The 23,035-nt window shown below is 35.2% G+C and carries 20 protein-coding genes; 15 read left to right on the top strand and 5 right to left on the bottom strand.

The window, feature by feature from the left end:
* The first annotated feature begins 31 nt into the window (after positions 1–31).
* Together D778_RS03215 and pth are read left to right on the top strand one after the other, a co-directional pair.
* The gene (locus D778_RS03215; protein ID WP_007647636.1) at positions 32–679 is read left to right on the top strand and encodes a 50S ribosomal protein L25/general stress protein Ctc; all 648 of its coding nucleotides are present in this window, start codon (positions 32–34) and stop codon (positions 677–679) included.
* A 76-nt stretch (positions 680–755) separates the two neighbouring features.
* Positions 756–1,391, top strand: coding sequence for an aminoacyl-tRNA hydrolase (pth, locus tag D778_RS03210; RefSeq protein WP_040491306.1), 636 nt, complete (start codon positions 756–758; stop codon positions 1,389–1,391).
* A 48-nt stretch (positions 1,392–1,439) separates the two neighbouring features.
* Here the strand turns inward: pth and D778_RS14110 are convergent, their stop codons facing one another.
* Positions 1,440–4,202 (bottom strand): T9SS type A sorting domain-containing protein, encoded by a 2,763-nt coding sequence (locus D778_RS14110; protein WP_007647634.1) that lies wholly within the window; start codon positions 4,200–4,202, stop codon positions 1,440–1,442.
* A 251-nt stretch (positions 4,203–4,453) separates the two neighbouring features.
* On the opposite strand from D778_RS14110, the gene D778_RS14105 reads away from it, so the two are divergent.
* The 13 genes from D778_RS14105 to D778_RS03140 all read left to right on the top strand — a co-directional run bounded on the left by D778_RS14105 (position 4,454) and on the right by D778_RS03140 (position 18,302).
* The gene (locus D778_RS14105) at positions 4,454–6,604 is read left to right on the top strand and encodes a GEVED domain-containing protein (protein ID WP_007647633.1); all 2,151 of its coding nucleotides are present in this window, start codon (positions 4,454–4,456) and stop codon (positions 6,602–6,604) included.
* An 81-nt stretch (positions 6,605–6,685) separates the two neighbouring features.
* Positions 6,686–7,624, top strand: coding sequence for a bifunctional riboflavin kinase/FAD synthetase (locus tag D778_RS03195; RefSeq protein WP_007647632.1), 939 nt, complete (start codon positions 6,686–6,688; stop codon positions 7,622–7,624).
* Positions 7,614–8,933, top strand: a complete 1,320-nt coding sequence (locus D778_RS03190) for an HTTM domain-containing protein (RefSeq protein ID WP_007647631.1) — start codon at positions 7,614–7,616, stop codon at positions 8,931–8,933. Before D778_RS03195 ends, D778_RS03190 begins: the two co-directional genes overlap by 11 nt.
* Positions 8,934–9,136: 203 nt before the next feature.
* Entirely contained in the window at positions 9,137–10,408 is a 1,272-nt protein-coding gene (gene serS, locus D778_RS03185) for a serine--tRNA ligase (protein WP_007647630.1), read from the top strand.
* Positions 10,409–10,895: 487 nt separating this feature from the next.
* The gene (locus D778_RS03180) at positions 10,896–12,671 is read left to right on the top strand and encodes a tetratricopeptide repeat protein (protein WP_007647629.1); all 1,776 of its coding nucleotides are present in this window, start codon (positions 10,896–10,898) and stop codon (positions 12,669–12,671) included.
* A gap of 58 nt (positions 12,672–12,729) precedes the next feature.
* Positions 12,730–13,242, top strand: coding sequence for a GNAT family N-acetyltransferase (locus D778_RS03175; RefSeq protein WP_007647628.1), 513 nt, complete (start codon positions 12,730–12,732; stop codon positions 13,240–13,242).
* Positions 13,243–13,344: 102 nt separating this feature from the next.
* The gene (locus D778_RS03170) at positions 13,345–13,671 is read left to right on the top strand and encodes a DUF4286 family protein (protein ID WP_007647626.1); all 327 of its coding nucleotides are present in this window, start codon (positions 13,345–13,347) and stop codon (positions 13,669–13,671) included.
* Positions 13,672–13,684: 13 nt separating this feature from the next.
* A complete protein-coding gene (rsmA, locus tag D778_RS03165) occupies positions 13,685–14,476 on the top strand; it encodes a 16S rRNA (adenine(1518)-N(6)/adenine(1519)-N(6))-dimethyltransferase RsmA (protein ID WP_007647616.1) in 792 nt (263 codons plus the stop codon).
* A gap of 41 nt (positions 14,477–14,517) precedes the next feature.
* On the top strand, positions 14,518–15,891 hold the full coding sequence (mgtE, locus tag D778_RS03160; protein WP_007647614.1) for a magnesium transporter: 1,374 nt from the start codon (positions 14,518–14,520) through the stop codon (positions 15,889–15,891).
* 2 nt (positions 15,892–15,893) lie between these two features.
* Positions 15,894–16,850: a 2-hydroxyacid dehydrogenase gene (locus tag D778_RS03155; protein WP_040491300.1), complete on the top strand. Its 957-nt coding sequence runs from the start codon at positions 15,894–15,896 to the stop codon at positions 16,848–16,850.
* A 27-nt stretch (positions 16,851–16,877) separates the two neighbouring features.
* On the top strand, positions 16,878–17,333 hold the full coding sequence (locus tag D778_RS03150) for a DUF1801 domain-containing protein (RefSeq protein WP_007647610.1): 456 nt from the start codon (positions 16,878–16,880) through the stop codon (positions 17,331–17,333).
* 117 nt (positions 17,334–17,450) lie between these two features.
* Positions 17,451–17,837, top strand: a complete 387-nt coding sequence (locus tag D778_RS03145; protein ID WP_007647609.1) for a VOC family protein — start codon at positions 17,451–17,453, stop codon at positions 17,835–17,837.
* Positions 17,838–17,939: 102 nt separating this feature from the next.
* Positions 17,940–18,302, top strand: a complete 363-nt coding sequence (locus D778_RS03140; RefSeq protein ID WP_007647607.1) for an immunoglobulin domain-containing family protein — start codon at positions 17,940–17,942, stop codon at positions 18,300–18,302.
* A 4-nt stretch (positions 18,303–18,306) separates the two neighbouring features.
* Here D778_RS03140 and D778_RS03135 read toward each other — a convergent pair whose 3' ends face one another.
* Genes D778_RS03135 through D778_RS03120 form a run of 4 tightly spaced genes read right to left on the bottom strand, consistent with a single transcriptional unit; the run spans position 18,307 to position 22,948 of the window.
* Positions 18,307–19,338 carry a carboxypeptidase-like regulatory domain-containing protein gene (locus D778_RS03135; RefSeq protein ID WP_007647605.1) on the bottom strand — a complete coding sequence of 344 codons (1,032 nt, stop codon included), beginning with the start codon at positions 19,336–19,338 and terminating at the stop codon, positions 18,307–18,309.
* A 27-nt stretch (positions 19,339–19,365) separates the two neighbouring features.
* The gene (locus tag D778_RS03130; RefSeq protein WP_007647603.1) at positions 19,366–21,195 is read right to left on the bottom strand and encodes a GNAT family N-acyltransferase; all 1,830 of its coding nucleotides are present in this window, start codon (positions 21,193–21,195) and stop codon (positions 19,366–19,368) included.
* 23 nt (positions 21,196–21,218) lie between these two features.
* Entirely contained in the window at positions 21,219–22,469 is a 1,251-nt protein-coding gene (locus D778_RS03125) for an aspartate kinase (protein WP_007647601.1), read from the bottom strand.
* Positions 22,469–22,948, bottom strand: a complete 480-nt coding sequence (locus tag D778_RS03120; protein ID WP_007647595.1) for a GNAT family N-acetyltransferase — start codon at positions 22,946–22,948, stop codon at positions 22,469–22,471. The genes D778_RS03125 and D778_RS03120 overlap by 1 nt, the downstream gene beginning before the upstream one ends.
* Between the last annotated feature and the right edge of the window lie 87 nt (positions 22,949–23,035).

Below are 23,035 nucleotides of genomic sequence, written 5' to 3'. Positions count from 1 at the left end.
AGAATATTAATAATAACTATATATTTAAACAATGAAATCAATTACAATCAACGGATCTCAAAGAGAAAGCGTAGGCAAAAAAGCAACAAAAGCTCTACGTAATGCTGGTCAGGTTCCTTGCGTATTATACGGAGGAGATAAACCAGTGCATTTTACTGCAGATGAATTAGCCTTCTCAAAACTGGTATATACGCCTAATGCGCATACAGTTGTGATTGCTCTAGAAAATGGCGACACCTATAGTGCCATTATGCAGGACATTCAGTTTCACCCGGTAACCGAGAAAATTTTACACATCGATTTCTATCAATTATTTGAAGACAAACCTATTATGATGGAAATCCCTGTACATTTTATAGGAAATTCCAGAGGTGTTAAAGCTGGTGGTGTATTGCGTAAAAACTCTCGTAGATTGAGAGTTAAGGCTTTACCTAAAAACTTGCCAGATTTTATAGAGGTAGATATTACACCTTTAAAAATTGGAAACAAACTTTATGTAACTGCTTTAGAAAACGATGCTTACAAAATCATGCATCCAGATAACACTGTTGTTTGTCAAATTAAACGTGCAAGAGCTGCAATGGCAATTGCTGCTGAAGAGGATGACGAAGAAACTGAAGGTGTTGAAGGAACTGAAGGAGGAGAAACTCCAGAAGTTGCAGCTGAGGCTCAAGAATAAACTTTAACAAGTTAAGTTATTTAAAAGCATCCTGAAATATCAGGATGCTTTTTTTATTTTTGCACAAATTATACACATGTGTCACTTCTTAAAGAAATTATTCTATAAACAGACAGATTCTGTAAATATTGAAGAAACAAACAGCATGAAAAAATTTTTAATTGTAGGACTTGGGAACATAGGTGAAAAATATGCAAACACAAGGCATAACGTTGGGTTTAAAATATTGGACCATTTGGCCCATAAAGAAGGCTTAACGTTTGAAACCCAAAAATTAGGAGATATAACCACCTATAAATTTAAAGGAAGAACCTTTGTACTCCTCAAGCCCAATACTTATATGAACTTAAGTGGAAAAGCTGTGCTGTATTGGCTTACCAAAGAAAAAATAGCCTTGGAAAACCTCTTGGTAATAACCGACGATTTAAACCTGCCCTTTGGGAGCATTCGGTTAAAAACAAAAGGTAGCGATGGTGGGCATAATGGATTAAAGGACATTCAAGCCAAATTAAACACGACCAATTACAACAGGTTCCGATTTGGGATTAGCGACCAATTCAGTAAGGGATCACAGGTGGATTACGTATTAGGTGAATGGAGTGAAGACGAAAACAAAACCCTCCCGGAACGTTTGGATACATCTGTGGAATTAATAAAATCTTTTGGCACAGCTGGCGTAAACAATACCATGAATGCTTTTAATGGAAAATAAAAAAGGGAAGCTAAGTTGCTTCCCTTTTTACCATTAATCTTCAACGTATCATTCAATAATAATTTTTTGAATTGTTTGTCTTTCTCCGTCAAATACTTTTACCAAATACATTCCAGATTGCACATGGTTTAATTGTATGTCTTGTTTGAATTTAGTGGCACTTTCATACGTATTATTAAAAATGGTACGACCTCTGATGTCGTAAATTTCAACGCTAACATTTTTATTGGAATTAGAGTTTAAAACCACCGTAAACGATCCATTATTTGGGTTTGGATAAATAGAGAAATCTTCAAAACCATATTCTGCAACAGACACCGTTGGTTGGGCACAAATTTCAATAGACCAATCATTTAAAACGCCTGTAATGGCATCCCAATTATCAGTAATAGAGATCGTCCAATCTCCTGCACTTTCCATTCCAGAAAACACACTTAATGGAGAAGATGGGCTATAATCACCTGTAGTTGCTGAGCAATTAAACGCAGGCAACCCATCTGCAAAATTAACTACAATATTATCTTCGCCATTACATTCTCTATTAAATACAGAAGTGGCAGTGGTTCCATTTGGATGGATAATTTCAATGATTAAATCGTTGATCCATCCATGAGAGACATCTACACTTACAGTTACATAATCTATGGTTACAGAACCAGGAATATGTATGGTGTTTACAGCTGGAGGACCTGGATTGCCATTCCCTCCGGCTCCATCAGGAATAGCAATGTTTAAGTTTGCTGCAGATGTATAGGTAGTACAGGATGGACAAGCAGAGCCAGAAACCACTGTAATATAATCTGTAAGGGTTAAGGTATCTGTTCCATAAGAATTTGTAACCTGCAAAGTTACATCATAACTGCCATTTGCATTATAAGTGACTGTTGGGTTTTGATCTGTGGAGGTTCCAGGGGTTCCTCCTTCAAAGGTCCAAGACCAAGACGTTCCAGCTGGTACTGTTTCATCCATAAACTGAACGGTATTGTTTGTATCTAAACAAATCGTGTCGTCGTCTGCACTAAAAGCCGCAACTGGAGGTCCAGGCAAAGCTGGCAAGGTATAGCCACAAGCAGTCAATCCAGAATGAATGTCATTGATTTCTGAAGCTGTATAACCTAGGTTTACTGCTGCTTGATAGACTGCTACAGCTGCATCATTTTGATTGGAAGAACCATTGGTCATTCCCAATCCTTCATAAAAAATTTTATCCATACGCTGTTGTCCAATGTCATCCCAAACAGTCATTAAGCAACTGGCCCAGATTTGTCCATCTGTATGAATAGAGCCCGTTAACCCTCCTGGATACATAGCGCTATAATTGGTGATTCTTCCAGACCAACATTCGTTATGTCCATCCCAATTGAAGACATAATTCCAAGCTGGATCGGCAGATGTCCAATATCCATTGGCCAGACTTACGCCTCTATTATAAGATTGAGCCACGTAATCGCCACTACCTTCACTTAATCCATCTACTTGCGACAAGCCTCCAGAGGTCACCCAATCATGCAAACCATGACCAAGTTCATGATGAATTACGTCGGAATCTTCAGCATCGTCCACACAGCCTTCCCCAAAAGCCAAACGTCCAGATCCAGAAGAATAATGAGAGTTGTCACTACCATTTAAGCCATGAGGATCAAACTGAACGCCTCCTGAATATTGATATGGCAGCACATTACACCCTAAATCATCATTTATATAACCCATTAAATAATCAATGTGATAATACGTATTTACTGCCTCGAATGCACCATCAGATCTCGTAAAATTAAAAACGGAGGATGTTTGAGAATACAAGCCATCATAAGGCGCTTCATGATCAACAATTTCTGCTCTTGGACCCACCAAAGAATAAGTGCCTCCAGTTAATGTGATATCCCTTAAAACAACACTAAATCGCGCATTGTTAAGTTCTGTTGTGTTGGCATCTCCACCATCTACATAACCACTGGTTCCGTAAGCAACCGTATTAGACGATAACGGGTCTGGGTTAAACACCATTCCAGTACCAGTGGCTCTCCTAAAAGACCCTGTTTCAGAAACTTCCTTTTCATCGTGACAGTCACTTGTATGGGCTCCCTTTTTATGTCCACAATAATAATGAGCCATATCAACTACTTTAAAAATCTCTTCTGTTTGCGCATCAACAAATACGTGCCATTCGCCTACTGGATTATCAGACAGGATAGTCACTTCATGTGCCAATCGTGTCATTTTAGTGTTTTTATAAACCATCAACCTTGAGTCTTGAAAACTTATAGGCGTTTTAACATCCAAATAATTATGGGCGAGTTGAAAAGCTCTTTCTTGAGTGACTGTAGGTTGCACTTGTGCCATTTGTACATTTAGCTCGTAACTGTTCATAACAAACACTACTTTGTTTTGAGGTGAAATGCTAATGGTTAGCTCTGCTTTGTTCACTGGATAAATTCCAGAATATTGCCGATATCTTACAACGGAACCTGCATTGGTGGTTCTGGTAGCATGATGTCGTAGGTTTGAAATCTCTTGTTTCTTAATCCCAAAAGTTTCAGATTCTTCTTGTATGTAATACATGGCCATAGCTTCAGGTGTTCCTGGTGGAACATCGTAATTTAAACCATAGAGTGCCAATGGAAATCCAGTTTCAAGATTGACTCGCATCTGGTTTTTTATCTCAGAAGTTATTTTCTCATCTGCATCAAGACGTATTTCAAAGTCTCTAACAGGCATTGGTTTTTGAGCCAATAAACCGATACTGCATAAAAAAGCAACTAGTAAAAAAAGGGTTTTACAATTCCCCAGTGGATTGGTAATGTTAGTTTGCATAGTTTGTTATTTAGTTTAAGTACCTAAAATAGAAAAAATATTGGGCTTTATGGCTTCTCAACAAATAAAAAATTAGAGGATGAAATGTTAAAATAATGGATATTTATACTAAATAGGCGCTTTTAAGTCTAACTTATACAGATTTTCTTTTTATTTTTTATAAATTTACAACTTATAACTCTTTACATTAACATTACTAATTAATTATGAAAAAAACTACTTTAAATTTATTGGTTTTAACATTTTTTTGTATGCCATTTTTCTTATTTGCTCAAGAAAAACAAAAGGTTACAGAAAAACATTTTAACCAAGAATTAACAGATGCAAATCTAAGATCATTTGAAGAAACAGGCTTTATAAAATGTGAAACCGTTGAATATGAAGCTTATTTACAAAACAAATTCCCTAAAAGAGCTACAACAGATGAATTTGAAAATTGGATAGCTCCAAAAGCACAATTAATTAAACAACAAATTCAATCTGGTAATTTTAGAGGAGGCATCAATATGATTCCTGTTATTTTTCACGTTATTACTGATGGTGTGGGTGGAGATAATTTATCTGCTGCTGCCATTCAAGCACAATTAGACCAATTAAATATTGACTATGCCAATTTAGCAGGAAGTTCTTATGGCTCTGCTGCTGATACACAAATTCAATTTTGTCTGGCACAAGTTGATGAAAATGGCGTGCAATTAAATGAACCGGGTATCAATAGAGTGACAACCTATGGTGGTGGCCCATTTTCTACTGGTCAAATTCAAAGCAACATTAAAGCCGATACCCAATGGGATCCAGAACAATACATGAATATCTGGACAGCCAATATTTCAGGTGGTATTTTAGGTTATGCACAGTTTCCAGATCCAGCTGGAACTGGAATAGATGGTTTAGATCCAGGTGATGTTGGCCCTGTTGGAGCAGCAAATACTGATGGTGTGGTTATAGCAGCCAATTCTGTTGGTTCCGTTGCAAACCCTAATCCTCTTGGCGCTCCTTACAACAAGGGTAGAACTTTAACTCACGAAGCTGGCCACTGGTTAGGTTTAAGACATATTTGGGGAGATAATTGGGCTGAAGGTCAACCAAATAACGCTAGCTGTGGCGATGATGATTTTTGTGCAGATACACCCAACTCAGGTCGCCCAAACTTTGGCTGCCCTACAGGTATAAATACTTGTCCTACATCTGCTGGTATTGATATGATTGAGAACTATATGGACTATACCGATGATTCATGTATGGATACCTTTACAGCAAATCAAGTTAGCAGAGTATTAGCAGTTATTACAAACTCGCCTAGACGTGCCAACTTATTAACTTCTACGGCTTGTCAACCTGCAATGACATATAATTTAGATGCAAAAATTGATATAGCAAACCTTAATACTAATTGTTCAGATTATTCTATTACTCCAGAACTAACAATCACCAATAAAGGATATAACACTTTAACATCCGCTACGATTACTTACAATTTAGATGGTGGTACAAACACTAACATTAACTGGACAGGCTCCTTAGCTTTAGATGAGTCTGAGTCTATTTTTGTTCCACAAATAAATACAGCAATTGGATCTCATGTATTTAATGTTACTCTGAGCAACCCGAACGGTGGCACAGATGAGCAACCAGCTAATAATACAGATTCTGGTAATTTTGAGGTTACAGGATCTCCTTGTGCTTCTGTTGCTAATACGAATTTCCAAACCAGTACTACAGGAGTTATTTTTAACTCTATAAGCAACTTAAATACAGGAAAACCATCTGGTTACTCTGATTATACAGCTTCGCAATCTACAGATGTTAACAGAGAAGAAACGTATGATTTAACTGTAAATGCGAATAGTGATGGAAATTATCAAATTATTACTTATGCGTGGATAGATTGGAATCAAAACTGTAGTTTTGATGATCCAGGAGAACAGTATGACCTTGGAACTTCTGCAAATATAAACAATCAACCAACAGTTAATTCTCCTTTGGCAATTACTATTCCTGCTAATGCTGTACTTGGTAACACAACGATGCGTATAACTACTAAATATACAGACCCTAATGCTAACCAATTCCCAACATCTTGTGAAAATGGTCATGATGGCGAAGTAGAAGACTATACAATAAACGTATTAGCGCAATTAAGTGTCAACGAATTTACTCTTAATAATATTGGTTTATACCCAAACCCAACTACTAATGTATTAAACATTTCACTTGCCAATGCAAATGAGTTACCAGACAACTACACTATTTATAATATGTTAGGTCAAGTGGTACTTAGCAAAAACATTGCTGCTGAGGCTGATTTATCAATAAATACATCTAGCCTAAGTAACGGTATGTATTTTATTAAGATTGCTAAAGACTCCAGTCAGGTTTCTTTACCATTTATCAAGAAATAAATCTTATAATATAAATAAACTTAAAAGAGGATTGATGTTTATCAATCCTCTTTTTTTATTTTTGAAGAAACAAATCACCTCTTGGAAATTTACAAGTCTCTTAAACTCGATTTAAATTTTAAAACGGTTGTTACCATAGGCACTTTTGATGGTGTTCATATAGGGCACCGAAAAATTATTGAACGCTTGGTTCAAACTGCCAAAAAAAGCCAATTACATTCGGTAGTCCTAACCTTTTTCCCTCATCCAAGAATGGTCTTGCAAAAAGATGCCAACATCAAACTTATCAATACCATAGAGGAGCGCAGTAGGATTCTGGAACAACTTGGGTTGGATGTGTTGGTCATTAAAAAGTTCACCAAAGATTTCTCACGATTAACAGCAGAAGCTTTTGTTTCCGAAATATTGGTGAAACAACTTCAAGTTAAAAAAATCATTATTGGTTACGACCACCATTTTGGAAGAAATAGAGCGGCCAATATAGACGATTTAAAGGCTTTTGGAAACATGTACGATTTTGAAGTAGAAGAAATTTCCGCTCAAGATATCAACGAAGTATCGGTTAGTTCCACAAAAATTAGAAAAGCACTAAACAGTGGCGACTTAAAGACTGCCAATAAATATTTAGGCGCTAATTACATACTCTCCGGAAAGGTTGTAAAAGGAAAAGGCCTTGGAAACACCCTTGGGTTTCCTACTGCAAACATACACATTAAAGAATCCTATAAACTCATTCCAAAACATGGTGTTTATATTGTAAAAGCTACCATTAAAACACAAACTGTTTTTGGTATGATGAATATTGGTACCAACCCAACCATAGATAGCAACAACCAGCAATCCATAGAAGTACATTTTTTTAATTTCAACGAAGCTATTTATAACAAAAACTTGGTGATTGAACTATTGGATAGAATCAGGGACGAAAAAAAATTCGATTCCTTGGATCATTTAAAAAACCAGCTACAAAAGGATAGGCTAACGGCTTTGCAATACATAGAAAAATGCCATGCTCAATAAATTACTCTTTAAACATATAGACAACAGTTCCTTAATAGTTTTTAGGATTATTTTTGGTCTGTTGTGTTTTTTAGAGTCGGTTGGAGCCATTTTTACAGGTTGGATTAAAAGAACCCTTATTGAACCTGAATTCACCTTTTCATTTATAGGTCTGGAATGGTTACAACCCCTTCCAGGCAATTGGATGTACGCGTATTACTCAGTTATGGGCGTTTTTGGTTTGTTAATAATGATAGGTTACAAATATAGGTTAAGCACCATCATGTTTACCATACTTTGGGCTGGAACTTATTTCATGCAAAAGGCATCTTATAACAATCATTATTATTTATTGATTTTATTAAGTGGAATTATGGTTTTTCAACCAGCAAACACCTATTACTCCCTAGATGCCAAAAAAAATCCAGGCATCCAACAAATAGCCATGCCAAATTGGTGTCGTTTGCTATTTATTCTGCAAATGTTTATAGTCTATACCTATGGAGCCATTGCCAAGATATACCCAGATTGGTTGGATACCACGTTTATAGAGATTTTAATGAAAAGCAAACAACATTACATACTTATAGGCGACTTGTTGCAACAAAAATGGGTACATTATTTTTTGGCTTATGGTGGTATTTTATTTGATGGGTTGATTATTCCTTTGTTGCTATATAAACCCACTAGGAAATGGGCATTTTTTGCATCCATATTCTTTCATTTGTTTAACTCCATTGTGTTTCAGGTTGGGATTTTCCCTTATTTATCGTTGGCATTCGCATTGTTCTTTTTCGAGCCAAAAACCATCCATCATATCTTCTTAAAAAAGAAACCGTTTTACAATGAAAATGAGATTATTGTTCCTGCATATAAACGCATCTTGATAACCTTATGCGCTGTGTATTTTATTATCCAGATAGCTCTTCCGTTAAGACATCATTTTATAGAAGACAATGTGCTGTGGACCGAAGAAGGTCACAGGATGTCTTGGCGCATGATGCTGCGTTCCAAACAGGGATTTGCTATTTATAAAGTGGTTAACAATAAAACAAAAAAACCAACCATCATTCAACTTAACGACTATTTGACCAATAAACAAATTCATTTGGTATCCACAAAACCAGATGTGATTTGGCAATTTTCGCAACGATTAAAGGATATCTATGCCAAAAAAGGGGAAGAAGACATTTCTGTATATGTAGATTGTAAAATCAGCATCAATGGATCCCCTTACAAACAACTTATCAATCCAGAGGTGGATTTAACCTCTGTAACATGGGATCCGTTTAAACATTGCGAATGGATTATGCCACAACCAAAACTGTGAGATAAAAAAGTCTTAAGCGCTAAAAAAGCAAAGGAAATATTACAGCCATTAAAAGCCAGCTTTCTATCCCTTTCACACAAAGTGCTTGCCTGTCTTTCTAATCATGTATCATTTTTATTTCTAAAGAGCCAACAATTAAACCTTGCAAGAAGGATTAAATATCTTGGCAATTCCTTAAATTTGTCGCTTAAATTTCATAAAACATGTTACAAGTACCTTTTATTAGAGAAAACAAAGAAGACGTCATTAAAAGATTAGCCGTTAGAAATATAGACGCTAGCCAAATGATAGAAGACGTTATTTCTTTAGATGAAGACAGAAGACACACCCAAACACTCTTAGATAATGCCTTGGCGGAATCCAATACCTTATCCAAAGAAATAGGGAACTTGTATAAATTGGGGAAAGCAGCAGAAGCCAATGTTTTAAAAGAAAAAACCATCGAACTTAAAGAAACCACCAAATCTTTAACCGAAAGCTTAAACGAAACCATTGAAGCTTTAAACCAATTGTTGTACAAAATCCCAAACATACCTCATCTTTCTGTTCCAAAGGGAAGCACAGAAGATGATAACGAAATTGTTTATAGCGAAGGGACCATCCCGTTGTTGCATGAAGAAGCACTGCCACATTGGGAATTGGCTAAAAAATACGATATCATAGATTTTGAGTTGGGCAACAAAATCACTGGAGCTGGTTTTCCAGTTTACAAAGGAAAAGGAGCCAGATTACAACGTGCCTTAATTGCTTATTTTTTAGATAAGAATACAGCTGCTGGATATACCGAATATCAATTACCTCATTTGGTAAACGAAGCTTCAGGTTTTGGCACAGGACAACTGCCAGACAAAGAAGGTCAAATGTACCATGTTACAGAAGACAACTTATACTTGATTCCTACAGCAGAAGTACCTGGAACCAATATTTTTAGGGATGTTATTTTAAACGAATCCGATCTACCTATTGGAATTACAGGTTACACACCTTGTTTTAGAAGAGAAGCTGGAAGCTATGGTGCCCACGTAAGAGGTTTAAACCGTTTGCATCAATTTGATAAGGTGGAAATATTACGTGTGGAACATCCAGAGCGTTCCTATCAAGCTTTGAACGAGATGGTAGAACATGTGAAAACCATTTTAAAGGAATTGAAATTACCATACAGGATTTTAAGGCTTTGTGGTGGCGATATTGGGTTTACTGCCGCTCTAACCTTCGATTTTGAAGTGTTTTCAACAGCTCAAGACAGATGGTTGGAAATCTCATCTGTGTCCAATTTTGAAACCTTTCAAGCCAACAGACTGAAACTTCGTTTTAAAAATTCTGAAGGAAAAAACGAATTGGCACATACCTTAAACGGAAGTTCTTTGGCATTACCAAGAGTGCTTGCAGGCATTTTAGAGAATTGCCAAACCAATGATGGTATTGTAATTCCTGAAGTTTTAGTACCATATACTGGATTCAAAATAATTAATTAAATTTATAGGATTATTCCTATTTTATCGATAAAACGCTAAAAATAAACGTTGTTTAACGAATTTTTAGCGTTTTATTTTGTTTTTTAAATTATTTTTTTCAAGTTAGTACTCCCAAACAAAAAACCTACTTATAATGAAAAATGTGATTCGTATTTTTCTCCTTCTTGCCTTAGTAGTATTAGCAAGTAAAGTTTTGTTTTCAGATTTTCATGTATCAAGTTCCGAAAACAAGACAGTAATTGTTGCTGCCACTAAATAATGATTTGGTAATTATTATTGCCCCAATCGAGTAATTGAATCATGTTAAGTAAACAAGATTAATAGCACATTTATTTTGGTTGGTAAAATGCCTGAAGTTTCTTCGGGCATTTTTTTTATCCCGTAAAAGAATGGCCTTTTTCATTTAAGCATCTTAAATCATTCTTAAAAATAAGGTTTCATACAGGTTCTAAAAACCACTTTTGTTATATTTACACAAAGCAATGCCATGAGGTTTCTATTTGTTATAAGTTTTTTATGTTGTTTCAACATGTTTTCGCAAGAAGATATTGTTGCTGCTGAATATTATAAAAATGGTGATTTTGAAAAAGCCTTACTCTCCTATAAAAAGCTCTACAACAAGTCGCCCAACAACAACACCTATTTGCTGCAGTTAGTGAAATCACTTCAGCAATTGGAGAAATACCAAGAAGCAGAAACCTTGCTTTTAGAGCAGATTTCCAGAGTTAATTACCCACCTTTATTAATTGAATTAGGCTATAATTATCAGCTACAAAACAACATCATCCAAGCTGAAACATACTACGAGAATGCTTTAAAAACCATAGACCAAAATCCAAATTTTGTATTTGTAGTTGGAAAGGCTTTCGAAGACAGGTCTTTGCTGGACCAAGCCATTACTGCCTATGAAAAAGCCATGGTATTAAAGCCGGATTTAAATTTTAATGTGCAATTGGCTCGTATTTATGGCGATCAAGGAAATGTGGAAAAAATGTTTGAAAGCTATTTGAATTTTGTGGAGCTGAATGACTCTTATATAAACACCATAAAAAGGGCTTTTAGTGAATTTATAAGTGAAAACAGCGACAACAAAAACAATGTGTTGCTAAAACGCATCTTATTGAAAAAAATTCAAACAGACCAAAATTTATTATGGAACGAAATGCTAAGCTGGCTTTTTGTACAACAAAAAGATTACAACAAAGCATTTACACAAGAAAAAGCCATGTTTTTTAGACAACCGGAAAGCTTAGACAGGATTGAGGAACTGGCACATATAGCTTTGGCAGATAAGGCCTATCAAGTGGCTCTGGACATCTTTACCTACCTAACCGAAACAGCCCAAGACCTGGACACCAAGCTTAAAGCATATTACAATCTTATTGAAATTAAAACCCAACTGGCAACCAAAGAAGAATATAACAGTATTTTAAGTGAATACAAAGCTATTTTTGACACTTATGGCACACATACTAAAACACTGTTCATACAAATTTCTTACGCGCATTTTTTAGCATTTTACAAACATGAACCCAATCAGGCTGTTTCTGTTTTAAAACAAAGCTTGGAACTGCCATTAAACTCCTTTCAAGAAGCTGGTGTTAAATTGGAACTTGGTGATGTTTTGGTGTTACAGGAAAAGTTTAACGAAGCCCTTATTTATTACACCCAAGTACAACGCAATTTAAAAAACAGTACCTTGTCCCAAGAAGCTCGATATAAAGTGGCAAAAACCAGTTATTACAAAGGCGATTTTAAATGGGCAGAATCTCAGCTTAAAATTTTAAAGTCCTCCACTTCACAATTAATTGCCAACGATGCCTTGGACCTCATGTTGCTTATTACAGACAATAAATACGAAGATTCCACACAAACTGCTTTAAAACTTTATGCCAAAGCAGATTTAATGGCTTTCCAGAACCAAACAGATAATGCCATTGAACTTTTAGATGAGATTTTAACCAATCACAAAGGAAAAACCATTGAAGACCAAGCCCTATTTAAGCAGGCTCAATTGTTCGAAAAGAATCAGGAATACCATAGAGCCGAAGCAAATTACCAAGCCATTATTACCAATTTTAGTGATGATATCTTAGCAGACGACGCCTATTTTTTTCTAGCAGAATTATATAGAAAAAAACTGAATCAACCTGAAAAAGCCCAAGAACTATACGAAAAAATAGTTTTTAACTATCAAGACAGCATTTATTTTGTGGATGCCAGAAACAACTTTAGGTCACTGCGAGGTGATGCCATTAATTAATTCTTTTTACAATAAAATAATACACCTTTTGTAAAAACTCATCCAACATGTAAAGTTAATGATAGCTGAAACCAACAGACTTATAATTTCAAAACTAACTCTAGAAGATGCCTCTTTTATTCTAGAGCTTACAAACACACCTCATTTTATAAAATATGTTGGCAACAAAAACCTGAAAACTCTTGAAGACGCAAAAAACTATTTAAAAGAAGGCACTCTTAAAAGTTACAAGAACTTTGGGTTTGGGTTTTATAAATTGCAGCTTAAACAGGAACAAAACAAAACCATTGGCACTTGTGGCTTGGTAAAAAGAGAACAATTGGATCATGTGGACATTGGTTTTGCCATGTTGCCAGGTTATGAAGGGAAAGGATTTGGCTTGGAGGCTTCCAAAGAGATTTTAAAACTGGCCAAAAACACCTTTAAGCTCACTAGAATCTTGGCCATTACATTGCCAACAAATTCAAATTCCATCAAGTTATTGGAAAAATTAGGCTTAACTTATGAAAAAAGGGTAAAACCTTTTGAAGATGATGAAGAACTTCTGTTATTTGCAAAGGATTTACATTAAAATTCCAAGTTCCAATGCCTTATTAAAACCATTTAAAATTTATAATTTTAGCATTGTGATTCAAATAGGCACCTTTAACTTTAGACACTTATACTTTTAAAAATGATTATTTACAACGTTACCATAAACATAGAAGAAAACATACACGATGAGTGGCTAAATTGGATTAAGGAACACATTCCTCAAGTTTTGGCTACAGGTAAATTTACAGATGCCAAATTAACCCGTGTACTGGTGGAGCAAGATATTGAAGGGTTTACCTACTCCATTCAATATAGAGCAAAATCCAGGGAAGATTTAGAAGCATATTACCAGCATCATGCAGATAGATTAAGACAAGATGGCTTAAAACGCTTTGCAGACAAAATGCTGGCTTTTAGAACCGAATTGGAAATTATAGACGAATATTCTGTGACTTTTAACCCTTAAAACAAAAAACACTGTGTCCAAAGACCATCAAGTAAAAGCAAAAAAACATTTAGGACAGCATTTTTTAAACGATGAATCTGTGGCAGAAAAAATAGCTAACACCTTATCGTTTCAAGGCTATAAGCACGTATTGGAAATTGGGCCAGGAATGGGCGTTTTAACAAAATACCTACTTCAAAAAGACACTATTACACATGTTATAGAAATAGATACAGAATCTGTAGAATATCTTAAAAACAACTATTTAAATTTAGCAAATAGGGTTATAGAGCAGGACTTTTTAAAATTCGATTTAAACCTGGTGTTCAATAACGAACCCTTTGCCATTATTGGTAATTATCCATATAACATTTCAACCCAAATTGTGTTTAAAACCCTAGAAATGCGAGACCAAATCCCTGAATTTTCCGGGATGTTTCAAAAAGAAGTTGCACAACGTATTTGCTCAAAAGAAGGCAGTAAAGTCTATGGCATTTTATCTGTGTTAACCCAAGCCTTTTACCATGCCGAATACTTATTTACAGTACCTCCACATGTATTCAATCCGCCACCAAAGGTAGATTCTGGCGTCTTGCTATTAAAACGTAAAGAAAACTTCACGCTTCCCTGTGACGAAACCTTACTTTTTAAAGTGGTTAAAACAGGGTTTCAACAACGAAGAAAAACACTTCGCAACAGTTTAAAAACTTTTAATTTATCCGATAATTTAAAAGCAAATAGTATCTTTGACAAACGTCCAGAACAATTATCAGTACAAGAGTTTATAGAACTTACGCTATTAATTGAAAACGATATTAATCCATAAAGCTTTTGTTTTTTCAACAAAGTGAAACGACAAGAAACCTCATGTCTGAAGAAAAAGAAAACATACAATTTGAATTAACCGATGAGCTTATTGAGCAAGTTGAACAACTTATCGAAACAAAAAACGATAAGGAACTTCAACAATTACTCAAAGGCTTTCATTATGCTGATATTGCCGAAATTTTAGATGAAGTCAATCTAGAGGAGGCTATGTATGTGATTAAACTTCTGGATTCCGAGACCACCTCTGATGTGTTGATGGAACTGGATGAGGACAACAGGGAAAAGGTCCTTAAAAACCTCTCAGCCAAAGAGATTGCTGAAGAAATTGAGGAATTGGACACAGATGATGCTGCCGATATTATAGCTGAACTTCCAGAAGAAAGACAACAAGAGGTTATCTCTCAAATCCTGGACGAAGAGCACAAAGCAGAAATCACCGAATTATTGGCCTACGACGAAGATACAGCTGGTGGTTTGATGGCCAAAGAGCTGGTAAAAGTTTTCGAAACCTGGACAGTTGCAGGCTGTTTACGTAGAATTAGAGGTCAAGCCAAAGATGTAAGAAGGGTTCACTCCATTTATGTGGTAAACAAACAAAACAAATTAATTGGCAGGTTGTCTTTAAAAGATTTAATAGTTGCCAAAAGCGATCAAAAAATTGCAGATATCTACATTAAAAGTGTGGATTATGTTAAAGTGGATGAAGATGTGGAAGAAGTGGCAAGGGTCATGCAAAAATACGATTTGGAAGCCATTCCAGTTGTTGATGAAGACATGGTGCTTCTTGGTCGAATTACCATTGATGACATTGTGGATGTAATAAGGGATGAAGCAGATAAAGATTATCAAATGGCTGCAGGTATTTCCAGGGATGTAGAAGCAGATGATAGTATCTGGAAATTAACCATAGCGCGCTTGCCTTGGTTGCTTATTGGTATGTTTGGTGGCTTGGGAGCTGCAAGCATTATCGAGCATTTTAACCAAAGCATGGGAAGTTTTATCGTGCTTTTAAGTTTTGTACCACTTATTCAAGCAACTGCTGGAAATGTTGGTGTACAGTCTTCTGCCATTGTGGTTCAAGGGCTTGCTAACGATAGTGTGGATGGCAACATTTTAAAGCGCCTATTTAAAGAATTTATTTTGGGTTTGGTTAATGGATTTGCCATTGCGTTAATAGGTTTGGGCATTACACACTTTGTGTTTGGAACACCATATATTGTTTCCATTACCATAGCCATTGCTTTGGTTGCTGTTATTATTATGGCAGCACTTATAGGTACCTTTATTCCTATATTTTTAGACAAAAGAGGGATTGATCCAGCTGTGGCCACAGGACCTTTTATTACCACAAGCAACGATGTTTTTGGAATTCTTACCTACTTTTTAATTGCCAAACTAATTTTAGGGTTTTAATGATGAAAATCCTCCATCTAGATACCAATCATCCCTTGCTTATAAAGCAGCTCAACGAGTTGGGATTTCAAAACCACCAAGAGTACACTGCTTCAAAAAAAGATATTGAAACTATCATTTCAAATTACGATGGAATAATTATCAGAAGTCGCTTTACCATAGATAAAACGTTTTTGGATGCAGCAAAAAACTTAAAGTTTATTGGAAGGGTTGGTGCTGGTTTAGAAAATATAGATTGCGATTATGCCGAAAAAAAAGGGGTTATTTTAATTTCCGCTCCAGAAGGCAATAGCAATGCCGTAGGCGAACATACCTTAGCTTTGCTCCTATCCTTATTCAACAAGCTCAACAAAGCCGATAGTGAAATTCGTGAAGGTAAATGGTTACGTGAGGACAATAGAGGCTTGGAACTCGATGGGAAAACCGTTGGAATTATAGGATATGGCAACATGGGAAAAGCTTTTGCAAAAAAACTGAGAGGCTTTGATGTTGATGTGCTATGTTACGACATTAAAGCCAACGTAGGAGATAAAAATGCCAAACAAGTGTCTTTAGCAACATTTCAAGAACAAGCAGATGTTGTAAGCTTGCATACGCCACAAACAGAACTGACCAAAAAAATGGTAAATTCTAAATTTATCCATGCATTTAATAAGCCCTTTTGGTTATTAAATACAGCTCGTGGTAAAAGTGTTGTAACAAACGATTTGGTTTCGGCTTTAAAAACAGGAAAAATTTTAGGAGCTGGATTGGATGTTTTGGAATACGAAAAAGCCTCATTTGAGAATTTATTTAAAAATAACGATGAAAACATGCCAGAGGCATTTCGATATTTAATTCAAGCACAAAATGTAATCTTAACACCTCATGTAGCTGGATGGACTGTTGAAAGCAAGGAAAAATTGGCCCAAACCATTGTAGATAAAATAAAAGCTATCCCAAAACTTCGAAATTGTTAACTTTACAACCTAAAGGAAACAAAACACATGCAATACCAAGCAAATTCACCAGAAGATTATATAAGTCAAGCACCTGAAGCGAGACAAGAGGCCTTAAAAAAACTAAGGGAAACCATTAAAACCAACCTTCCAAAAGGGTTTGAAGAAGGCATACAATATGGGATGATTGGTTATTATGTTCCACATAGCATGTATCCAGATGGCTATCATTGCTCACCAAAGGAACCTTTGCCTTTTATGAGTTTTGCATCGCAAAAAAACTCCATCAACCTGTATCATAGTGGTATTTATGCTGTTCCGGAAATACACGATTGGTTTGTTAGCGAATATCCAAAACACTGTAAACGAAAATTGGATATGGGAAAAAGCTGTATTCGTTTTAAAAAACCCGAAGAGATTCCCTTCGAGCTTATTGCAGAATTATCCCAAAAGATGACTGTGGAAGATTGGGTTCAGGTTTATGAACAAACCATTAAAAAATAACATGTTGCAAGGTTTTTTTACCTTTTAGGTATTCAAAAAAAAATATTTACTAATATGAGGTTTCCTCCTTCCTGTCTATTGACAGGTTGTTCTGGAGATTAAAAAATAATGTTCAAAATGAAAAAACGCGTTACAGGAATAGGTGGTTTATTTTTTAAAACCAAAGACCCCAAAGCCACCAAAGAATGGTACCAGAAGCATCTTGGGTTTAATACAGACGATTACGGCTGTACCTTTTGGTGGAAAGACCAAGATGGCAAGGATTGTTCCACACAATGGAGTCCTTTTCCCGAGGAAAGCAACTATTATGAACCTTCAAAAAAAGATTTCATGTTTAATTATCGTGTAGAAAATTTACACGAATTAATGACTGCCTTAAAAGCAGAAGGTGTCACTATTGTTGGAAACATAGAAGAATATGAATATGGTAAATTTGGTTGGATCCTGGATAACGATGGCAATAAAATAGAATTATGGGAACCTATTGATAAAGCCTTTCAATAACATATAAAAAGCTGTCGCTTGTTATTAGTTTTAACTTAAAATAAAAGCATAACTCCTTAATTTTCATTATCTTTAGTAGGCAAAATTCTAAATTTTAAAATCATGTCTGAAGAAAATAAAAATTTTGAAGATGGCACCTATCAAAATGGTCCAAAATATTCGAATGAGGTTTTAAAAGATGGCAAAACCATAGCCATTATTGCACACATGACCATCATTGGATGGATCATTGCGTTTGTAATGAACCATAATGCCAAAAATGCCTATGCTTCATTTTATATTAGGCAATCTCTTGGCATCATGTTAGGCATCTTAATCTTTAGCTTTGTGCCTGTTATAGGATGGATTGTAAATGTTGGTTTTTTTATTATATGGATTATTAGCTTAATTGGTTCTTTAAGTGGCGAATTGAGACATATTCCTTTTTTGGGAAACCAATTTCAGGAATGGTTTCATTCCTTTTAGGCATTTAATTTTCCAATGTAGGTTGGTAATCCAATGGAAGTGCATCTCCTACGCGTTGTTCTCCCATATAGCCTGAAAAAGAAATGGCATTAACTGGAGAATAGTTTCCTAAACTATTCACGTAAAAATAAGTGTCTAAAGGTGTAATTGTAGATTGGCAACCAAACGGATCAACAACGTCTAAGGCTTTATACAAGCGTACTTTAATTAAATTATCATGTTGCGTTTTGTATAAACTTAAATAGTTTTCTATAGGAATTTGTTCTTTATTATAATAAAAAGTAAAGCGATCCTTAATTAAAGTATCTTTAAAAAGTGCTCTCATAAAATACAAAACCGATCCTTTATAAGCTTCTTCTCTTCTTTTATCTATTCTATTTTTAGGCTCATCTAATAACGATTTATAATATGAAGTCCCTTCATAATAAACACGTTCTACATATGGATGTCCATTGTGATTATTTGTAGAATTAATTTTATAAGTTACTTCAAAATCTTGTAAATCATATGCAATTTCATATTTTAAATTATCATTTTTTATAATGATAGGAGTTTTTGAAGTTGCTGTTAATTGCATTGATTTTTCATCAAACTTTAAAAATATTTCATCTTCATTTAATATGGAACAAGAACGAGCGTTTTTACTATACCCTAGAAAGTGTCTTTTAAACTGAATAAGTTTATGTTCTCTAGTCCAAGAATCTTGAGTACTTATAACTACTTCATTTAAAACACTAATTTCTTCTTCTAGATAAAAGGTATAAACCTTGTCTTCAGAATAATTTTCTTGTACTATTTTCTTAAAGCCTAAAAATGAGACTACCAATGAGGTACGTATTTCTTGTATATCAAGCTTAAAAATACCCTTACTGTTGGTGATAGTACCTATGGTAGTGTTATTGAAATAAACAGTAACCCCTTCCATAGGTTCCTGAGTTTTTTTGTTGTAAACAACACCCGAAACTTGTTGTGCTTGTAAACTAAAAATACTTAAAAAAAACAGGAAGCTGGCTAATTTAAAGTTGATTTGGAACATAATATTTGGGCTTTAAATAATAGTTATTTAAGCATCATTCTGTTCAGAGAGTTTTTGTTCCAATTCAGCTTGAAACTCTTCCATAACAGGTTTTACAGTACTTTCCGGTAAGTCGGCAATTTTTATGTACATCAAGCCATCCACCGAATTGTTAAACAAAGGATCCACATTAAAGGCTACCAATTTGGCATTTTGTTTGATGTATTTTTTAAGCAATACTGGCAATCGCAAAGCACCTGGTTCTACCTCATCTATAATTTTGTCAAATTTGTTTAAATCGGCTTCGGTTTCATCAAAAACAAAATCTTTATCTGCATCTTTCAGTTTTACTTTAAACTCTTTTTTTGGATGCACATATTGTGCAATGTATGGATCGTAATAATGAGATTTCATAAACTCAATCATTAACGATTTTGAGAAATTTGAAAACTGGTTGCTAATACTTACTCCACCTATTAAAAATTTGTGTTCAGGATAACGCAACGTAGTGTGTACTATGCCTTTCCATAGCAAAAATAATGGCATGGGTTTTTGTTGATATTCTTTTATTATAAAGGCGCGACCCATTTCTATGGATTCGCTCATCATTTTAAACAATTCCGGCTCAAACCTAAATAAATCCTGAAGGTAAAATCCGTCTATCCCATATTTGGCATAAATCTCAGAGCCTAATCCCATTCTGTAAGCGCCAGCTACAAGCTGTTGTTCGCTGTCCCAAAGAAACATATGGTGGTAATAGGTATCAAAAGTATCTAGGTCTATGGCTTCATTTGTTCCTTCGCCAACTTCCCTAAAAGTAATTTCACGCAATCTGCCTATTTCCCTTAAAATGTTCGGTATTTCGGTAGATGTGGCCAAAAATACCTCGTAATTCTTGCTTTGCAACAACCTACAATCCCCTTTTCTTAATGCTTCCACCTCTTGGTTCATGATGTCTTTTGAAATTGGCGTTACAATTCGTTTTGGTGGTTTTGGCACTTTTAAGGTGGATGAGATATTGCTTAATAAATTTCCTTTTTCATCAAACGAATTGGAAAGCATATAGGTTTTTTTTCTAATGAATTCTGAAAATTCATCAAGGCTTTGATGTTCCTTTTGGTCTGCAACCGAAATTGGCCTTCCTATTCTTACTTTTATGGTTCTACGTTTTTGAGTTAGCAATTCCGATGGCAGCTTTGCCGTTCTAAACGTATCGCTAATCTTGGATAACTTATAAAAAAGTGTGCTGTTTTTGGCATGGAAATATATTGGTACCACAGGTACTTCGGCTTTTTGAATAAGCTTCATGGCTGCTTCTTCCCAAGGTTTGTCTACCAATAATTTCCCGTCTCTATAAGTAGAAACTTCACCAGCTGGAAACACACCAAGTGGATGCCCTTCTTGCAAGTGTTTTATCGCATTTTTAAAACCTGCAATACTAGATTTAACATCCTTCCTGTCTTCAAAAGGATTTACTGGCATAATGTAAGGTTTTAATGGCTCTATTCTATGAAGAAGGAAATTGGCTATAATTTTAAAATCTTCTCGTTGTTCCAGCATTAATTTTAAAAGCAAAATGCCATCAATCCCTCCAAGTGGATGATTGGAAACCGTAATGTAAGCGCCATCTTTTGGCAATCGTTTTAAATCTTCTTCCGGGATTTCGAATTTAATTTGGAATTCGTGCAAAATACCATTTAAAAAATCTACCTTTTCAAGGTGTTTGTTTCTGTTGTAAATATCGTTTAGGGTAGATATTTTAAGCACTTTCATAAGTATCCATCCAATAAACGTCCCTACAAATCCGTAAGAATCCAATTGTATGGCTTTAGCCACTTCTTTGGCCGACACCAATCCTGTATCTGGTTGCTTTGTCATGAATACAAATGTAATGAAAATGTTTATTTAGTAACTATTTGCATGGTTTCGTGCGTTAATTGTTTCAGTAACACTTCCTTATCTTTTTCCAACTGTTTTATAGCTAGTTCATTATAATGCCTTATGGTGTATAAGGATACGTTTTCCGTACAGGTTACTTTAAACTTTGCTTTTAAGTGTTGTAATAACTTTTCCAGGTTTTTATACATATTGTCCACACATACCGAAAAACTGATGGCAGAATTTTGAATCACGTCCACCTTCATTTTATATAAGTGCAACAATTTGAAAATCTCGCTGATATTATCCTCCACTATGTATGAGAAATCCAAAGAAGACAAGGAAATCAGCACCTGGTTTTTCTTTACGATAAAACATGGAATCTGTGGATCCAGTCCTGCTTCCTTACTAACCATGGTGCCTTTGTTTTCTGGTTGTAAAAACGATTTTACAAACAAAGGAATTTCTTTTCGTTGCAAAGGCTGCAAGGTTTTGGGATGAATTACGGAAGCCCCATAAAAAGCCAACTCTATGGCTTCTCTATACGATATTTTGTTTAACAACTGGGCATTTTCAAAATACCTTGGATCGGCATTTAAAACACCTGGAACATCTTTCCAAATAGTCACGCTTTGGGCATTTAAGCAGTAGGCAAAAATAGCAGCTGTATAGTCACTACCTTCTCGTCCTAAAGTAGTTGTAAAATTGTTGGCATCACTACCTAAAAACCCTTGAGTGATGTTTAACTGGGTTCTGTTAAATTGCGTTGCAATACGCTCTTGAGATGCTTCCCAATCTACATGGGCACTTCTATAATAATTGTCTGTTTTTATAAAGTCCCTAACATCCAACCACTGGTTTTTCAAGCCCACGTCGTTTAAATACTCACTAACAATGGTTGTGGAAACCAATTCTCCAAAACCAATGACCTGATCGTAAACAAAATTATAATCTGGCGATTTATTTCTGTCCATAAAAGCTGTTAGCTCATTAAATAAAGCTGTTATTTTTTTATATACAGCGTGTTGCTCATTGTCAAACAGGTCCAATAAAATACCATTGTGAAATTTTATAACCTCTTGAAGTGAACTTTGAAGTTCGCCTTTGTTATCAAAGTAATTGGCAATAACCTTTTCCAAGGCATTGGTGGTTTTTCCCATGGCAGAAACTACCACCAAGGTATTTTTATATCCAGTTTTATTTAAAACATTTACTAAGTTTTTTACGCCTTTGGCATCTTTAACCGATGCTCCTCCAAATTTAAATACTTGCATTACAATTTTGATAAATATGCTTTAATTCCTTTTTCGTTTAAGTGCACCACATCCCAATCCCGCATCACGTTGGCTCCTTTCTTTTCATAAAATGCAATGGCTGGTTCATTCCAGTCCAATACCTCCCAACTTATACGTTTTACCCCTAACTGGTTGCCATATCTTACGACTTCATTTAACAACAAGGTTCCAATATTATGACCTCTCATGTTCTGGCTCACAATTAAATCTTCCAAATGCAACACAGGGCCTTTCCAGGTGGAATAACGTTTGTAAACCAAAGCGATTCCTTGAATTTTTTCAGCTACTTCTGCAACAAAACATTCAAATTCTGGTTGTTCCTTAAAACCATCACGCTGTAAATCTGCAACAGAAATTTCCACAGCATCTGGTTCCTTCTCAAACACTGCCAATTCCTTAATTAATTTAAGAACAGCAGCCATATCTTCTTTTTTCGCTTTACGAATAGAGATTTTCATAAAAAAAATTTGGGATAAAGATAGTTTAAAGTTGCTTATTATCTCATATTTATCTTTTTTGAAAACGTTATAGTTTGTTAAAAAATA

It is taken from the genome of Xanthomarina gelatinilytica (assembly GCF_000348685.1).
Lineage (GTDB): Bacteria > Bacteroidota > Bacteroidia > Flavobacteriales > Flavobacteriaceae > Xanthomarina > Xanthomarina gelatinilytica.
The sequence above is the reverse complement of the archived record's forward strand: the minus strand, read 5'-3'. Positions and strand labels throughout refer to the sequence as shown.

What these genes read in the sequence shown, in the direction of transcription:
- D778_RS03215 (WP_007647636.1), top strand. Translation starts at nt 32, where the DNA reads ATGAAATCAATTACAATCAACGGATCTCAAAGAGAAAGCGTAGGCAAA.
- pth (WP_040491306.1), top strand. Translation starts at nt 756, where the DNA reads ATGTGTCACTTCTTAAAGAAATTATTCTATAAACAGACAGATTCTGTA.
- D778_RS14110 (WP_007647634.1), bottom strand. Translation starts at nt 4,202, where the DNA reads ATGCAAACTAACATTACCAATCCACTGGGGAATTGTAAAACCCTTTTT.
- D778_RS14105 (WP_007647633.1), top strand. Translation starts at nt 4,454, where the DNA reads ATGCCATTTTTCTTATTTGCTCAAGAAAAACAAAAGGTTACAGAAAAA.
- D778_RS03190 (WP_007647631.1), top strand. Translation starts at nt 7,614, where the DNA reads ATGCTCAATAAATTACTCTTTAAACATATAGACAACAGTTCCTTAATA.
- serS (WP_007647630.1), top strand. Translation starts at nt 9,137, where the DNA reads ATGTTACAAGTACCTTTTATTAGAGAAAACAAAGAAGACGTCATTAAA.
- D778_RS03180 (WP_007647629.1), top strand. Translation starts at nt 10,896, where the DNA reads ATGAGGTTTCTATTTGTTATAAGTTTTTTATGTTGTTTCAACATGTTT.
- D778_RS03175 (WP_007647628.1), top strand. Translation starts at nt 12,730, where the DNA reads ATGATAGCTGAAACCAACAGACTTATAATTTCAAAACTAACTCTAGAA.
- D778_RS03170 (WP_007647626.1), top strand. Translation starts at nt 13,345, where the DNA reads ATGATTATTTACAACGTTACCATAAACATAGAAGAAAACATACACGAT.
- mgtE (WP_007647614.1), top strand. Translation starts at nt 14,518, where the DNA reads ATGTCTGAAGAAAAAGAAAACATACAATTTGAATTAACCGATGAGCTT.
- D778_RS03155 (WP_040491300.1), top strand. Translation starts at nt 15,894, where the DNA reads ATGAAAATCCTCCATCTAGATACCAATCATCCCTTGCTTATAAAGCAG.
- D778_RS03150 (WP_007647610.1), top strand. Translation starts at nt 16,878, where the DNA reads ATGCAATACCAAGCAAATTCACCAGAAGATTATATAAGTCAAGCACCT.
- D778_RS03145 (WP_007647609.1), top strand. Translation starts at nt 17,451, where the DNA reads ATGAAAAAACGCGTTACAGGAATAGGTGGTTTATTTTTTAAAACCAAA.
- D778_RS03140 (WP_007647607.1), top strand. Translation starts at nt 17,940, where the DNA reads ATGTCTGAAGAAAATAAAAATTTTGAAGATGGCACCTATCAAAATGGT.
- D778_RS03135 (WP_007647605.1), bottom strand. Translation starts at nt 19,338, where the DNA reads ATGTTCCAAATCAACTTTAAATTAGCCAGCTTCCTGTTTTTTTTAAGT.
- D778_RS03130 (WP_007647603.1), bottom strand. Translation starts at nt 21,195, where the DNA reads ATGACAAAGCAACCAGATACAGGATTGGTGTCGGCCAAAGAAGTGGCT.
- D778_RS03125 (WP_007647601.1), bottom strand. Translation starts at nt 22,469, where the DNA reads ATGCAAGTATTTAAATTTGGAGGAGCATCGGTTAAAGATGCCAAAGGC.
- D778_RS03120 (WP_007647595.1), bottom strand. Translation starts at nt 22,948, where the DNA reads ATGAAAATCTCTATTCGTAAAGCGAAAAAAGAAGATATGGCTGCTGTT.